Raw genomic sequence first — 14,945 nt, 5'->3', positions numbered from 1 at the left:
GGGCTTGCACAGCTACGGCAAGCTGTAACCGAATCGGCCCGCAAGACGAACTAACCGTCGGATGCCTCGTGCTCCGACGGTTTTTTTTCGTCCGCCGGGAAGTTTTCTGCGAATCGCGCGTTTGCCCGCTTGAGGCCATCCAGTCGATCCACTTCGTGCGAGGCACGGCAGGGCGGGTCGGGATACGATCAATGTGCTGGCGGCGCACGCCACGCGAGAAGCAGGAGCTAAGCGATATGTGGACCAAGCGGAGCAGCAGGATCTTGCTCAACGGCGACGACATTCCCGCGAGTGAAATCACGCCGCAAAAGGTGTACGAACAGCGTCGGCGCATTCTGCGGGCGGCGGGTGCGCTCGCGCTCGGTGGCATGGCGGGGCCGTTCGGCGCGACGAGGGCATTCGCCGAATACGCGCCCGGCGACCCGAAGGCGCAGAAGCTCGCCGCGCAAACGAACACGAAGTTCGTCGCACTCGACAAGGTCACGCCCTACAAGGACGTGACGACCTATAACAACTTCTACGAGTTCGGCACGGACAAGGGCGATCCGGCGCAAAACGCGCACACGTTGCGGCCGCGTCCGTGGAAGCTGAGTGTCGAGGGCGAGGTGAAGAACCCGAAGGTCTACGACATCGACGAAATTCTCAAGCTCGCGCCGCTCGAAGAGCGCGTGTACCGCCACCGTTGTGTGGAGGGCTGGTCGATTGTCGTGCCGTGGATCGGTATTTCGCTCTCCGAACTGATCCGCCGTGCGCAGCCCACGGGCAACGCGCGCTACGTGCAGTTCATCACGCTCGCCGACCCCTCGCAAATGCCGGGCCTCGCCGAGCCGATCCTCGACTGGCCGTATTCCGAAGGCCTGCGCATGGACGAGGCGATGAATCCGCTCACGCTGCTCACGGTGGGCCTCTACGGCCAGGTGCTGCCGAACCAGAACGGCGCGCCGGTGCGTGTGATCGTGCCGTGGAAGTACGGCTTCAAGAGCGCGAAGTCGCTGGTGAAGATCCGCTTCGTCGCGAACCAGCCGCCCACGAGCTGGAACAAGTACGCACCGACCGAATACGGCTTTTATTCGAACGTGAACCCGAGCGTCGATCACCCGCGCTGGAGCCAGGCTACGGAGCGGCGCATCGGTGAGGACGGTTTCTTCCAGCCCAAGCGCAAGACGCTCATGTACAACGGCTACGGCGACCTCGTCGCGTCGATGTATCAGGGCATGGATCTGCGCAAGAACTTCTGAGCAAAGCGCTTGATGGAGCGAGAGATGGAATCGACGACGACACCACAGGCCGCCGCGCGCGTGGGGCCGGTTCAGGCGCGTCCTGCGCGCAAGGCGGGGGTGGCGAGCGCGGTGGGCCCGCGCTGGCTGCCGTGGACGAAGGTGGCGGTGTTCGTCGCGGCGTTGTATCCGCTCGCACGCCTCGTGCTGTTCGGCTTCACGGATGGGCTCGGTGCGAATCCGATCGAGTTCATCACGCGTTCCACGGGGCTCTGGACGCTGGTGTTCCTGTGTATCACGCTTACTGTCACGCCGCTGCGCCGCCTGACCGGCTGGAATACGCTGTTGCGCTTTCGACGGATGCTGGGCCTCTTCGCATTCTTCTATGCGACGCTGCACTTCACGACCTACATCTGGTTCGACAAGTGGTTCGATGTCGCGGCGATGTTCAAGGACGTCGGCAAGCGGCCATTCATCACGGTGGGTTTCGCGGCGTTCGTGCTGCTGATTCCGCTTGCCGTGACGTCCACGCGCGCAATGGCACGCCGGCTCGGCCGCCGTTGGCAGACGCTGCATCGGCTCGTCTACGCGATCGGCGTGCTGGCGATCCTGCACTTCTGGTGGATGAAGGCGGGCAAACACGACCTCGTGCTGCCCAAGCTTTACGGCGCGATCATGCTTGTGCTGCTGGGCTGGCGCGCGGGCGCATGGCTGCTTGCGCGATGGCGCGCCTCGCGCCCGGGTGCGGGCGCCGCATAGGCGAACACTCACACCTGAAGACAACAAAAAAGCGACGCCTTGGCGTCGCTTTTTTTGTGGCAGAGCGAACGAAAAGCTCAGTCCGGCAACACGCGCTCACTCGCGAACAACTGCGCCACGTTTTCGCGTTCGCGCGCGAGATGCACGCGCGTGCCGTCGACCATCACTTCGGCCGCGCGCGCACGCGTGTTGTAGTTCGAGCTCATCACGAAGCCGTACGCGCCTGCCGAGCGGATCGCGAGCACGTCTCCCGGTTCGATCGCGAGCGAGCGTGCGCGGCCCAGCCAGTCGCCGCTTTCGCACACCGGGCCGACCACGTCGTAGGTCTGCGGCGCCGACTGGCGTGCAACGACGGGTTCCATCGCGTGATACGCGTCATACATGGCGGGACGTGCGAGGTCGTTCATCGCGGCGTCGACGATCGCGAAGTTCTTTTCCGAGCCCGGCTTCAGGAACTCGACCGTGGTGAGCAGGATGCCCGCATTGCCTACGAGCGAGCGGCCCGGCTCGAAGTACACCTCGCGGGTCTTGCCCGTTTTCGCGCCATACGCCTCGATGCGGTCGAGCACCGTGCGCACGAATTCGCCGATGTCGGGCGGCGTTTCGTCGTCGTAGGTGATGCCGAGGCCGCCGCCCACGTCGATGTGGCGGATGCTCACGCCGTCGGCTTCGATCTGGTCGACGAGTTCGAGCAGCTTGTCGATGGCGTCGAGATACGGCGCGATTTCGGTGATCTGCGAGCCGATGTGACAGTCGATCCCGACCACGTCGAGGTGCGCCATGGCTGCGGCGGCGCGATAGGTTGCGCGCGCTTCTTCGAATGCCACGCCGAACTTGTTCGCCTTCAGGCCGGTGGAAATGTACGGATGCGTTTTCGGATCGACGTCGGGGTTCACGCGCAGCGAAACCGGCGCCTTCTTGCCGAGCTTGCCCGCCACATCGTTCAGGCGGTCGAGTTCGGGAATCGATTCGACGTTGAAGCACTTCACGCCCGCTTCGAGCGCTTCGCGCATTTCGCCGGCGCTCTTGCCGACGCCCGAGAACACCACGTCCTGCGCTTTACCGCCTGCCGCGAGCACGCGGGCGAGCTCGCCCGCCGAAACGATGTCGAAGCCCGCGCCTTCGCGCGCGAACACGTTGAGCACGGCGAGGTTGCTGTTCGCTTTGACCGCGACGTGCACCTTGGCGCGGCGGCCGGCGCAGGCGTCGGCGTAGGCGTGCCACGCGGCGGTGAGCGCCGCGCGCGAGTACACATAGAGCGGCGTGCCGTACTGTGCGGCGAGATCGGCGGCCGACACGCCTTCTACGAAGAGCGTACCGTTATCGCGGTGAAAAGCGGACTGGGTCATGCGAGCGTTTTACTGGGTTGGCGTAGCGTCGGAAGCCGTTTGCGGGCTACCGGTCGCGGGTGTGGTGCTGAGTTCGGAGTCGGGGGACAACGAGAGCGGCGTGCCCGAAGTGTCCGGAACGGTGCCGACCGGTGCCGAAGCCGACTCGGGCGCGCTGGCGGGCGTCGCCGCGCCGGTTTCCGGCTGGGCGGTTTCGAAATTGGGCTTGGGCGGAAGCGGCGGCACGTTGGGCATGTAGAGCGCGCCGCGCTGGCCGCAACCTGCGAGCGCGACGGCGCTGATCGCAAAAGCCGCTAGAATCGCGCGGGGCGTCCATGCGCTGGGGGCCGCTGCGCGCGTCCGGGAAATGACACGCATAATTGTCCCTGAATGAATAACCGGTGGAGTTTAGCATGCCAGACAATGACTACCTGAGCCGCGCGGAGGCCGTGCTGGCGGCCGTGGAGCGGGCCGTAGACGATGCCGAAGCGGACATCGAACTCGAACGCAGCGGCAACGTTCTGACGCTCGAATTCGAGAATCGTACGAAGATCATCGTGAATCTGCAGCCGCCGATGCGCGAAATCTGGATCGCGGCGAAGGCTGGCGGTTTCCACTATCGCTTCATCGACGGCGAGTGGCGCGACACGCGCACGGGCACCGAATTCTTCTCGGCGCTCACGGCCTACGCGACGGAGCAGGCGGGCGAGCCGGTGCGGTTCGAGCCGTAAGTGCGCGAGCGTGAGCACGTAAATAAAACGGGCGCCAGTTAAAAGCTGGCGCCCGTTTTTTTCATTGCTTCGGCTCCGGCGAGCTTCAGTGCCCGCGGAACAGATTCATGATGTCTTCTTTTTCCTTCGCGTTCACGTGCTCGGGCGTGGGCGCGGCGTTCGCGGAGTCAGCGCCGCCCGAGCCCGACGCGCCGCTCGCCGAAGCCTCGAGCGCTGCCTGGCTGATGCCGACGGTCGAGACGAAACCGTGCCCCGGCGTGGCGTCGGCGTAGTAAAGCTCGTCGCCGAGCGTGACGACGCCGTCCGGCATCGCCATCTTGTACTCGGGCACGCCATTGAGCGCCTTCTGCATGTAGTCGATCCACACCGGTAGCGCGAGGCCGCCGCCCGTTTCCTTGTCGCCAAGGCTGCGCGGGTTGTCGTAGCCGATCCACGCAATCGCGGCCAGCGTGTGCTGGTAGCCCGCGAACCACGCGTCGCGCGAGTCGTTGGTCGTGCCGGTCTTGCCGCCCAGGTCCGTGCGCTTGAGGATGTTCGACTTCGCGCCCGTGCCGCGCTGCGCCACGCTCTGCAAGAGGCTGTTCATGATGTACGCGTTGCGCGGGTCGATCGCGCGCGGCGCGTTTTGTTCAGCCACGAGCGGCTGCGCCTGGGCGACCACCATGCCGCGCTGGTCGGTGACCTCGGCGATCAGGTACGGATTCACGCGATACCCGCCGTTGGCGAACACCGAGTAGCCGGCGGCCATTTGCAAAGGCGTGACGAGACCCGCGCCGAGCGCCATCGGCAGGTAGGCAGGATGGCGGTCGGCGTCGAAGCCGAAATGCGTGATGTACTGCTGCGCGTACTTCGTGCCGATGTGGTTGAGGATGCGGATCGACACGAGGTTCTTCGACTTCATGAGCGCCGTGCGCATGCTCATGGGGCCGTCGAAACCGCCGCCATAGTTCTTCGGTTCCCACGCCTGACCGCCCGTTTCAGCGGCGCTGAAGAAGAGCGGCGCGTCGTTGATGACGGTCGCCGGCCCGAGCCCCTTGTCGAGCGACGCCGAGTAGATGAACGGCTTGAAGCTCGAACCCGGCTGGCGCCACGCCTGGGTGACGTGGTTGAACTTGTTCTTGTTGAAGTCGAAGCCGCCCACGAGCGCGCGGATCGCGCCGTCCTGCGGCACGATCGAGATGAATGCGCCTTCGATTTGCGGCAACTGCGTGATCGACCACTCGCCTGCATTGTTGCGCGCCAGACGGATGATTGCGCCCGGCCGGATTCTCTGCGACGGCTGGGCTCGCGTGCTCAGCGCGAACTGCGCGAAGCGCAGCCCGTCGCCGGTGATGCTCGTGGTGTTGCCGTCCATGAACGTGGCCCGCACTTCCTTCGGACTGGCCGACGTCACGACGGCTGCCACGAGTTCGCCGTTGTCGGGGTGCTCGACGAGCGCGTCGTCGATGGCCTGCTCGCGCTCGTCGGTATCCGTGGGCAAGTCGATGAACGCCTCGGGCCCGCGATAGCCGTGGCGGCGCTCGTAGTCCATCAGCCCGCGGCGCAGCGCGCGATAGGCGACGTCCTGGTCGGCGGAGTCGATGGTCGTGACGACGTTCAGCCCGCGCGTGTACGCCTCCTCGTGGTACTGCGCGTACATCATCTGGCGCACCATTTCCGCGACGTACTCGGCGTGGACGCTGAACTCCTTGCCCTGACCCTTGACCACGAGCGGCTGCTGCGCCGCGTCGTCGTATTGCTGCTGGGTGATGTAGTGCAGCTCGAGCATGCGCTGGAGGATGTACTCCTGGCGTACCTTCGCCCGCTTCGGATTGACTACGGGGTTATAGGCCGACGGCGCCTTCGGAAGCCCTGCCAGCATCGCGCATTCGGCGAGCGTGAGATCTTTCAGATCCTTTCCGAAGTACACGCGCGCGGCGCTCGCGAAACCATACGCGCGCTGTCCCAGATAGATCTGATTCATGTACACCTCGAGAATCTGATCCTTCGAGAGCTTCGACTCGATCTTGTAGGCGAGAAGCATCTCGTAAATCTTGCGCGTGTAGGTCTTTTCGCTCGAAAGGAAGAAATTGCGCGCCACCTGCATGGTGATCGTGCTGGCGCCCTGGGTGGCGTGGCCGTTGGTGAGCGCGACGAATCCCGCGCGCGCGATGCCGGCGAGGTCGACGCCGCCGTGGTCGTAGAAGCGCGCGTCTTCGATGGCCAGAATGGCCTTCTTGAGGTTATCGGGCACGTCCCGGAAATGAACGACATCGCGCCGCTCCTCGCCGAACTCACCGATCAGGACGTGGTCGCGCGTGTAGATGCGCAGCGGCACCTTGGGGCGATAGTCGGTGAGCGCCTCGAGCGACGGGAGGTTGGGCGTGGCGACGACGAGCGCGTAGCCGAGCACCAGCGCCGCGCATACCACGCCCGCGAAGATGAGGCCGAAAAAGGCGATCAGCAGCGTGGCCCACCACGGGCGCTTGCGCCGCCGGGGCGGCTCGGGCGGCGTGGAAGGCGGTACGGACGAAGGAAGCTGATCTTGCATACGAACACCAGAAAAACGGTCCCGCGATTATAGCCGCCGCTCGCCCGCGGGCTTTCGAGATGCTTACATGGACGGCACGCGCGAGCACGCAACCCGCTGTTCCTGACGCTGTTATTCACGCTGCTTCCGATATTGGCACTGTAGTCGCGCCCCTCGCGCGTGGATAGCGCTTACATCGACCGTTGGCCGTTCGGCCGAGTATTCGAGCGCAGCCCCGATTCGCACAATTTCCCCATCGACGAGCTGCGAACGGGTTGCGGCGCGCGCACGTATGGGAGAAATGCGATGGGTTTCGGGAATCCGGTGTTGTTGGGCGCGCGCCGCTTTGCTGCGGGCGTCGATCTGGGCGCGCGAGGCGTCACGCTGGTGGTGTTGAGCCAGCGCATTGTCGGGGCGGGGCCGGTTCGCCTCGAATGGCTGGCGAGCGCACCGCTTGCACGCGAGGCGATGGCCGGCGCGGATATCGTCGACCGGGCGGCCATCGTCGCCGCGCTTCGCAGTGTGTTTGGCGAGTTGCCGCGCGCCAGCGCCGCGGCGTCGCTGCGTTGCGCCATGGCGATGCCCACGAGCGCGACGCTCATCGCGACTGTGCCGCTTGCACGTCTTGCGCCGGCGGGCGCGGTGGACGAGTCCGGCATTCACGCGGCGCTCGAACCGCTCGTGCTGGCGGAGGCGGAGCGCGTGGCGGGCATGGAGCGCGGCGAGCTGGCGGTCGACTGGAGCGTGCTGCCGGCCACGCCTCGCGGCCACGAAGCGCAGGTGACGATCGCCGCGACGGCGCGGCAGCATCTCGAAGCGCGCATCGAATGCGCGGCAATGGCGGGCGTCACGCTGTGCGCCGTCGACGACGAGGCGCACGCCGCGTTACGCGCCATGCGGCACGCGGCGGCATACGAGCTGCCGCCGCACGAACCCTGGGTGGCGATCTGGGTCGGCCCAGAAGGCGTGCACGGCTGGTTGCTTGTCGACGACTCGGTCATGCGGCACATGCGCTTTCCTGCGCTAGAGCATGCCGATCTCGTGGAGGCGCTGCACGACCTCGTCGACGGCGAGCAGCCCGGCTGCGTGCAGGTCGCGGGCGAGCTTGCCATGCTGCGCGGCGTGAACTTCACGCTGGCCGACATTGGCGACGCGCTGGGCGCGCCGGTGCTGCCGTTCGAATGCGGACCGCTAGCCGATATCGAGTGGCCGCTCGCGGCAACGCTTTTGCACGATCCGGCGTGCGCGGTGGCATTCGGACTCGCGTTGCGCGGGGTGGCGGAATGACGCTCGCGCGCGCCGTGCGCGTGCTGCCGGGCCGGGCCATAGGCGGATTCAATCTGCTTCCGTGGCGGCAGCGCGCCATACACAGGCTGCGTCGCCGGCGCTTGCTCGAATGGGGCGCCGCGGCGCTCGGCGGCTGCGTGTGCTCGCTTGGCATCGTGCTGTGGCAGCACGTCGAATGGCGCGGGCTCGCGGCTCGGCGCGAGGCGCTCGAGCAGCCGCTCGCGCAGTGGCGCGCGCCGCTCGCCGAGGCTCAGCGCCTTGCGCGCGAAAGCGAAGCGCGGCGCGTCGGCGAGCAACAGGCCCGGCAATACGCACGGGCTACGACGCGCTTTTTCGCCCTCGCGGATGCGTTGTCGAGCGATGTGCCGCCTCGTGTCGGCTTGCAGCAGCTCTCGCAATCCGCCGACGAGACCGATCTGCAGGCGAGCGCGGCGGACGAAGCGGCAGCGGCGGCCTGGCTCGGCCGGCTACGCTCGCTGCCAGGTGTAGACGCTGTGAGCGTGCGCGAGCTCAAACGCGGCGCACCCGCTGGAGCCGCACGCGACAGTGCGTCCGCCGCCGAACCGATACGCGTGGCGGCGCATCTCGTCTGGCAAGGCGCGAGCGCTGTGCCGCGCGCTGGCGTACCGCGTGCGCGCGAGGCGGCGCGAGCGTCGAGCAGTGCCACGGCGAAGGGGGCGACATGAGCACGCTCTCTGCACACGGCGGTCAGGAACGGGGGCTTGTTTCGGCACAGGCAGGCGTGGGCAACGCGTTGCACGGATGGTCGCCGCTTCATGCGTGGAGCGCGCGCCGCCGGCTGGCTGTCGCGCTAACGATAGCAGTGCTCGCGTTCGCCGCGGCGAGCGGCGCTTGCATCGTCGGAGATCCGCTTGGCGTGCATGCGGCACGCACCGCGCTGAAGGACGCTCAAAAGCGGTACGACGACGCCCGGCAAGTCCTGGCGGGTCTGCCCGCGCTGCGCGAAGCCGCCGCGCGAACGCCTTCATCCGCGCCCCGCACCGGCAATTCCGCGGACGACATTCGCCGCATCTCGCAACTCGCCGCGCAATCGGGCCTCGTTCTGCATGTACTAGAGCCAGGCGCCGCGGGCGGCGCGCAAACCGAGGCGTTCCGCTCGATCAAGCTGGTCGCACAAGGCAGCTTCGCGCAACTGTGCGGGCTGCTCGAAGGGTTGGTGCGCGAGCCGGCGCTGACGGCGCCATCCGAGCTGGCCATCCGGCGCACGGGAAGCGCGTTGTCGGTCTCGGCTACGTTGCGTGTGTACGATGCGCTTCCCGCTGTGCCGCTGGCGGCGGCGGCGTCCGAAACGGCGTCTCCCCCGGCGCCGGCTCGCGATCCTTTCGCCCATGCGCCAGCGGCCGGCGGCGCGCAAGACGGGTGGCGCCTCGCGGGCATCCTCCAGGATCGGCAGCGCACTGTCGCGCTCGTGGAAACACCCGAGGGCGTCGTGACTGCGCGGGCGGGCGAGACGATCGGCGATGCTCGCGTGGTGGAAGTCGGGCCGGCGCGGGTCGTCGTCGCGGCAGGTGGGGTGACGCGCGCGCTCGGCTGGGCGGAGGCAGTGAAATGAGCGCGCTAAAGTGGGGCGTTCGTGTCCTCGCCGCGTTGACGGTGAGCGCTGCGGGATGTGCTGCATGGGCCGCGGTGCCGTTGCCGCAACCCGCCTGGGCGCGTTCGCCGGTGTCGCTCGCGCGCTACGAAGCACCGCCGTTACCCGATGGGGCGGCCGAGCCCGCAGCAACCCAGTGGATCGCCAATCCGTTCACGGGCGGCGATTCGCCTGCACCGGAAGCCGCGCCCGAAGACCGTTTGCCCACGAACGCAGACGGCGCCCCCGGCGTGACGCCGCCCGTCGCCCGGCCTTCGCGTGAACCCGCTAACGACGCGCCAGCGGCCGCGCCGCTTGAAGGACCGCCCGTACCCATGCACGCGCCGCTGCGCCTTGGCGACGCCTCGACAGCGAACGACGGATTGCCGCCGGATCGGCCGATCACGCTCGATTTCCAGCGCGCCGAGCTGACAGCCGTTCTGCACGCGTTCGCCCAGTTCACGAAGCTCAATATCGTCGCGAGCGAACGTGCGCGAGGCCAGGTGACGCTGCGCCTCGAGCGTGTGCCGTGGCGCACTGCGTTCGACCTGCTGCTGGAGGCGAACGGCCTCGCAATGTCGCGTATCGGCGATGTGATCTGGGTCGCGCCTGCTGCTGAGGTGGCGGCGCGCGAGCGGCAGCGTTACGAGGCACACGCCAGGGCTGCTGAGCTGGAGCCGCTCGCAAGCCGCACGTTTGAGTTGCATTACGCGCGCGCCGAGGATTTGCGCCGGTTCCTGACGGGCTCGGGCACGCAGCGCGCACTGTCAAAGCGCGGCACGGCGGTGGCGGACGCGCGCACGAACCTCCTGTTCGTCACCGACCTGCCGGCGCGGCTCGACCAGATCGGCGAGCTGGTGCGGCGACTCGATGCACCGGCGCGCCAGGTGCTGATCGAGGCGCGTATCGTCGAGGGTGACGAGGGGCTCTCGCGCGAATTGGGCGTGCGTCTTGGCGTGACGCCGGTGAATGGGGACGGCACTCCGGCCCGCGGCGTGACCACAAGAGCGGACGGCACGGTCTACGATCTCGCAGCGGGCCCGATCTCCGGCTTCGAGGCCGCGGGCCTTGGCCTCACGCTGCTGGCTGCGCGCGCCACGCGATTGCTCGACATCCAGCTGAGCGCGCTCGAAGCCGAAGGGCGCGGGCGCGTGGTGTCGAGTCCGCGCGTCGTCACCGCCGACCGCACGAAGGCCGTCGTCGAGCAGGGCACGGAGCTGCCCTATCAGGCCAAGGTCGGGCAAGGCGTGTCGGGCGTGCAGTTTCGGCGCGCAAGCCTGAAACTCGAAGTCGAACCGCAGATCACACCCGATGGCCGCGTGATTCTCGACCTCGACGTGGCGAAGGACAGCGTCGGCGAGCAAACGGCCGCCGGGCCTGCGATCAACACCAAACACGTGCAGACGCGCGTGGAAATCGAGGACGGCGGCACGGTCTCGATCGGCGGCATCGACGCGACGGATGACCGCGAAGATGTGACGCGTGTGCCACTCCTGGGCAAAATACCGGTTCTGGGCGCGCTTTTTTCGCATCGTGCGCACCGGGACAAGCGCAGCGAGCTGGTGGTTTTCATCACGCCGCGTATCGTGGAGTCGAATTGACCCTCATTCGCCGGACGAGCCCGCCGCACGTGCGCAGGCAGGTGCTTGCGGGGCCGGAACGCCGGGGATGCAGGCTCGACAACGCCGCCGCTTTGCCAGTAAGCTGCGGCACCAACCTTTCGTAGGAAACGCTGCAAGTGCGGGACGCAAACGCCAATGTATTTTTCGTAGGGCTCATGGGCGCCGGCAAGACGACCGTGGGCCGGGCGGTCGCGCGCCGGCTGGAGCGTCCGTTCTTCGACTCCGATCACGAGATCGAGGCGCGCACGGGTGCGCGCATCCCGGTGATCTTCGAGCTCGAAGGCGAAGCGGGCTTTCGCGACCGCGAGGCCCAGGTGATCGAAGAGCTCACGGGCCGCGAAAACATCGTCCTCGCCACGGGCGGCGGCGCCGTGCTGCGGCCCGAAAATCGCGCGGCGCTCAAGGCGCGCGGCTTCGTCGTGTATTTGCGCGCGCATCCGCACGATCTGTGGCTGCGCACGCGGCGCGACAAGAACCGCCCGCTGCTGCAAACCGAAGACCCCAAGGGGCGGCTCGAAGCGCTCTATGAGGTGCGCGACCCGCTTTATCGCGAAGTCGCGGACTTCGTGATCGAAACCGGCCGGCCCTCCGTCAACGGACTCGTCAACATGGTGCTGATGCAGCTCGACATGGCCGGCGTCGCGCGGGCCACGGCGCGCGAGTAGGGCGCAGGTCGCGCGGTATCTCGCAGGCCAGGCAACCCATCGGAAACCCACAAGATTCAGAGCATGATTACCGTCAACGTCGAACTGGGCGACCGCGCCTACCCCATCCATATCGGCTCCGGCCTGATCGGCCAGACGGCGCTCTTCGCGCCCCATATCGCCGGCAAGTCGGTGACGATCGTGACGAACACCGTCGTCGACCCGCTCTATGGCGAGACGCTGCGCGCCGCGCTCGCGCCGCTCGGCAAAGACGTCAACACGGTCGTGCTGCCCGACGGCGAGGCGCACAAGAACTGGGAAACGCTCAACGAGATTTTCGACGCGCTGCTCACCTCGCGCGCCGACCGCAAGACCACGCTCATCGCGCTGGGCGGCGGCGTGACGGGCGACATGACGGGCTTCGCCGCCGCCTGCTACATGCGCGGCGTGCCGTTCATCCAGGTGCCGACCACGTTGCTTTCGCAGGTCGACTCGTCGGTGGGCGGCAAAACGGGCATCAATCATCCGCTCGGCAAAAACATGATCGGCGCGTTCTACCAGCCGCAAGCCGTGATCGCCGATATCGGCGCGCTTGCCACGCTGCCGGAGCGCGAACTGGCGGCGGGCATTGCCGAGGTCATCAAGACCGGCGCGATTGCCGACGCCGAATTCTTCGACTGGATCGAAGCCAACGTCGAGGCGCTCAACCGCTGCGAGCCGCAAGCGCTCGCGCACGCGGTCAAGCGCTCGTGCGAGATCAAGGCCTCGGTCGTGGCCGCCGACGAGCGCGAAGGAGGCCTGCGCGCCATCCTCAACTTCGGCCACACATTCGGCCATGCGATCGAGGCCGGGCTCGGCTACGGCGAGTGGCTGCACGGCGAGGCGGTGGGCTGCGGCATGGTGATGGCGGCCGATCTCTCGGTGCGCGTGGGCATGCTGGACGAAGCGTCGCGTGCGCGCCTCGTGCGCGTGGTCGAGGCTGCGAAGCTGCCGGTGCGCGCGCCCGCGCTCGGCGCGGACCGTTACGTCGAACTGATGCAGGTCGACAAGAAGGCCGAGGGCGGGGCGATCAAATTCATCCTGCTCAAGCGCTTTGGCGAGACCCACATCGGCCGCGCGCCCGACGAAGCCGTGCAGGCCACGTTCGCAGCCACGACGCAGAGCTGACACACCGCCGGCGATAACCCCTTGCGGAGGAACGGTGAGCGACACCCGCAGCGATAACCGTAGTGATCCCCGTAGTGATGTCCCTTCTCAAAACGCCGACGCGAGCGCCGCGCTAGTCGCGTCGTTCGAGGCGGGCCTTGCGCCTTACGCGGCGCACGCCTCGCGCTCGCGCGGGCGGCGCTATCCGGAGCCGCCGCCTGCCGCACGCAGCGAATTCCAGCGCGATCGCGACCGCATCGTCCATTCCACGGCGTTTCGCCGCCTCGAATACAAGACCCAGGTCTTCGTGAACCACGAGGGCGATCTCTTTCGCACGCGGCTCACGCACAGCCTGGAAGTGGCACAGATCGCACGCTCGGTCGCCCGCAACCTGCGCGTGAACGAAGATCTGGTCGAGGCGATCTCGCTCGCGCACGACCTCGGCCATACGCCGTTCGGCCATGCGGGCCAGGACGCGCTCAACGAGTGCATGCGTGAGCACGGCGGCTTCGAACACAATTTGCAGAGCCTCGCGGTCGTGGATGAGCTCGAAGAGCACTACGGCGCGTTCGACGGCCTGAACCTGTGCTTCGAGACACGCGAAGGCATTCTCAAGCACTGCTCGCGTGAGCATGCGCGCCGGCTAGGCGATCTGGGCGAGCGCTTTCTGCTTGGCCGGCAGCCGTCTATCGAAGCGCAGATCGCCAACATCGCCGACGAGATCGCGTACAACAACCACGACGTCGACGACGGTTTGCGTTCCGGCCTGCTCACCATCGAGCAGCTCGCCGAGGTCGAGCTCTGGCAGACGCACTACGACGCCGCGCGCGACGAATATCCGCAGATCGAGGGCCGCCGCCTCGTTCACGAGACGGTGCGGCGCATCATCAACACGCTGATCGTCGATCTGATCGGGCAGACGCGGCGCAATCTCGCCGAATACGCGCCCCAGTCGCTCGACGACGTGCGCGCAGCGCCGCCGCTCGTCGCGCACAGCGAGCGCGTGGCCGCGCAGGCGGCCGCGCTCAAGCGCTTCCTGTACCGCAACCTGTACCGCCACTATCGTGTGATGCGCATGGCCAACAAGGCGCGGCGCGTGGTGAAGGGATTGTTCGATGCGTTCAGCGAAGACCCGCGCCTGTTGCCGCCCCCGTACCAGACGCAGGACGCGGCTTTGCAGCCGCGGCTGATCGCGCATTACATCGCGGGCATGACCGACCGCTATGCCCTGAAGGAGTACCGCCGCCTCTTCGTCGTCGCCGACGACGCTTGAGCGCGCGACTCATCCCACCTTGCTGCCCCTGCCGATTTCGGAGCCCATTTGATCAAGTCCTGGCCGTATCCGCGCGTGGCCGCGCACCGAGGGGGCGGCACGCTCGCGCCCGAAAACACGCTGGCGGGTCTGCGCACCGGCGCGAGCTTCGGCCACAAGCTGGTCGAGTTCGACGCCAAGCTGTCTGCCGACAACGTCGCTTTCCTGCTGCACGACGACACGGTCGAGCGCACGTCGAACGGTCGCGGCGCGGCGGCGCGCATGCGCTATGCGGAGCTTGCCGCGCTGGACGCGGGTAGCTGGCGGGACGCGCGTTTTGCCGGCGAGCCGATGCCAACGCTCGCGCAAGTCGCCGCGTGTTGTCATGAACTGGGGCTTGCGGCGAACGTGGAGATCAAGCCCTGCACGGGCCGCGACGTGGAGACGGGGCGCATCGTTGGCGCCGAGACGGCGAGTCTATGGATGCAGGCGGAGAAAACGGCGCAGGCGGGCATGCCGCCTTTGCTCTCGTCGTTCTCCTATGCGGCTCTCGAAGCGGCGCGCGAGAGCGCGCCGGACCTGCCGCGCGGCCTGCTGTTCGAGCACGTGCCCGCGGACTGGCGCGAGCAGACCGCCGCGCTCGACTGTGTCTCACTCCACGCGAGCCATCGACACCTGGATGAGGCACTCGTCGAGCGCATCAAATCGGCGGGGCTCTTCATCCTCGCCTATACGGTGAACGACCTCGAGCGCGCGCGCCAGCTCGTGAACTGGGGCGTCGATACGGTCTGCACGGACCGCATCGACCTGATCGGGCCGCACGCGCTCGACGCCTGAGGGGCGCCTGCGGCTAAGCCGG

At 67.3% G+C, this 14,945-nt stretch carries 14 protein-coding genes and 1 pseudogene; 12 read left to right on the top strand and 3 right to left on the bottom strand.

Annotated features, from left to right (window positions below):
- Positions 1-236: 236 nt before the first annotated feature.
- Positions 237-1,238, top strand: coding sequence for a protein-methionine-sulfoxide reductase catalytic subunit MsrP (msrP, locus tag U5A65_RS35615; RefSeq protein WP_321915921.1), 1,002 nt, complete (start codon positions 237-239; stop codon positions 1,236-1,238).
- A gap of 12 nt (positions 1,239-1,250) precedes the next feature.
- Positions 1,251-1,976: a protein-methionine-sulfoxide reductase heme-binding subunit MsrQ gene (msrQ, locus tag U5A65_RS35610; protein WP_321949181.1), complete on the top strand. Its 726-nt coding sequence runs from the start codon at positions 1,251-1,253 to the stop codon at positions 1,974-1,976.
- Positions 1,977-2,053: 77 nt separating this feature from the next.
- Here msrQ and lysA read toward each other — a convergent pair whose 3' ends face one another.
- The gene (gene lysA, locus U5A65_RS35605; protein WP_321949180.1) at positions 2,054-3,325 is read right to left on the bottom strand and encodes a diaminopimelate decarboxylase; all 1,272 of its coding nucleotides are present in this window, start codon (positions 3,323-3,325) and stop codon (positions 2,054-2,056) included.
- On the opposite strand from lysA, the gene U5A65_RS35600 reads away from it, so the two are divergent.
- Positions 3,324-3,563, top strand: a complete 240-nt coding sequence (locus U5A65_RS35600) for a hypothetical protein (protein WP_321949182.1) — start codon at positions 3,324-3,326, stop codon at positions 3,561-3,563. The two genes, lysA and U5A65_RS35600, sit on opposite strands and share 2 nt — an antisense overlap.
- A gap of 20 nt (positions 3,564-3,583) precedes the next feature.
- Here the strand turns inward: U5A65_RS35600 and U5A65_RS35595 are convergent.
- Positions 3,584-3,682 (bottom strand): annotated as a pseudogene (locus U5A65_RS35595) (hypothetical protein); the annotation flags it as partial.
- Positions 3,683-3,717: 35 nt separating this feature from the next.
- Between U5A65_RS35595 and cyaY the strand changes: the two are divergent.
- Positions 3,718-4,035 (top strand): iron donor protein CyaY, encoded by a 318-nt coding sequence (gene cyaY / locus U5A65_RS35590; RefSeq protein WP_321915918.1) that lies wholly within the window; start codon positions 3,718-3,720, stop codon positions 4,033-4,035.
- An 85-nt stretch (positions 4,036-4,120) separates the two neighbouring features.
- Here cyaY and U5A65_RS35585 read toward each other — a convergent pair whose 3' ends face one another.
- A complete protein-coding gene (locus U5A65_RS35585) occupies positions 4,121-6,565 on the bottom strand; it encodes a penicillin-binding protein 1A (RefSeq protein WP_321949179.1) in 2,445 nt (814 codons plus the stop codon).
- A gap of 285 nt (positions 6,566-6,850) precedes the next feature.
- On the opposite strand from U5A65_RS35585, the gene pilM reads away from it, so the two are divergent.
- The 8 genes from pilM (at position 6,851) to ugpQ (ending at position 14,923) form a co-directional block, all read left to right on the top strand.
- A complete protein-coding gene (pilM, locus tag U5A65_RS35580; protein ID WP_321949178.1) occupies positions 6,851-7,831 on the top strand; it encodes a type IV pilus biogenesis protein PilM in 981 nt (326 codons plus the stop codon).
- Entirely contained in the window at positions 7,828-8,517 is a 690-nt protein-coding gene (locus tag U5A65_RS35575; RefSeq protein ID WP_321949177.1) for a PilN domain-containing protein, read from the top strand. The genes pilM and U5A65_RS35575 overlap by 4 nt, the downstream gene beginning before the upstream one ends.
- The gene (locus U5A65_RS35570) at positions 8,514-9,404 is read left to right on the top strand and encodes a hypothetical protein (RefSeq protein WP_321949176.1); all 891 of its coding nucleotides are present in this window, start codon (positions 8,514-8,516) and stop codon (positions 9,402-9,404) included. Before U5A65_RS35575 ends, U5A65_RS35570 begins: the two co-directional genes overlap by 4 nt.
- On the top strand, positions 9,401-11,023 hold the full coding sequence (pilQ, locus tag U5A65_RS35565) for a type IV pilus secretin PilQ (protein ID WP_321938252.1): 1,623 nt from the start codon (positions 9,401-9,403) through the stop codon (positions 11,021-11,023). The genes U5A65_RS35570 and pilQ overlap by 4 nt, the downstream gene beginning before the upstream one ends.
- A gap of 131 nt (positions 11,024-11,154) precedes the next feature.
- Positions 11,155-11,709 carry a shikimate kinase AroK gene (gene aroK, locus U5A65_RS35560; RefSeq protein WP_321915923.1) on the top strand — a complete coding sequence of 185 codons (555 nt, stop codon included), beginning with the start codon at positions 11,155-11,157 and terminating at the stop codon, positions 11,707-11,709.
- A gap of 63 nt (positions 11,710-11,772) precedes the next feature.
- Positions 11,773-12,855 carry a 3-dehydroquinate synthase gene (aroB, locus tag U5A65_RS35555; RefSeq protein ID WP_321949175.1) on the top strand — a complete coding sequence of 361 codons (1,083 nt, stop codon included), beginning with the start codon at positions 11,773-11,775 and terminating at the stop codon, positions 12,853-12,855.
- A gap of 34 nt (positions 12,856-12,889) precedes the next feature.
- Positions 12,890-14,107, top strand: coding sequence for a deoxyguanosinetriphosphate triphosphohydrolase (locus U5A65_RS35550; protein ID WP_415766205.1), 1,218 nt, complete (start codon positions 12,890-12,892; stop codon positions 14,105-14,107).
- 51 nt (positions 14,108-14,158) lie between these two features.
- Positions 14,159-14,923, top strand: a complete 765-nt coding sequence (ugpQ, locus tag U5A65_RS35545; protein WP_415766209.1) for a glycerophosphodiester phosphodiesterase — start codon at positions 14,159-14,161, stop codon at positions 14,921-14,923.
- Positions 14,924-14,945: the final 22 nt, after the last annotated feature.

Source organism: Paraburkholderia sp. J10-1 (genome assembly GCF_905220165.1).
In the GTDB taxonomy this organism is placed as follows: Bacteria; Pseudomonadota; Gammaproteobacteria; order Burkholderiales; family Burkholderiaceae; genus Paraburkholderia.
The sequence above is the reverse complement of the archived record's forward strand: the minus strand, read 5'-3'. Positions and strand labels throughout refer to the sequence as shown.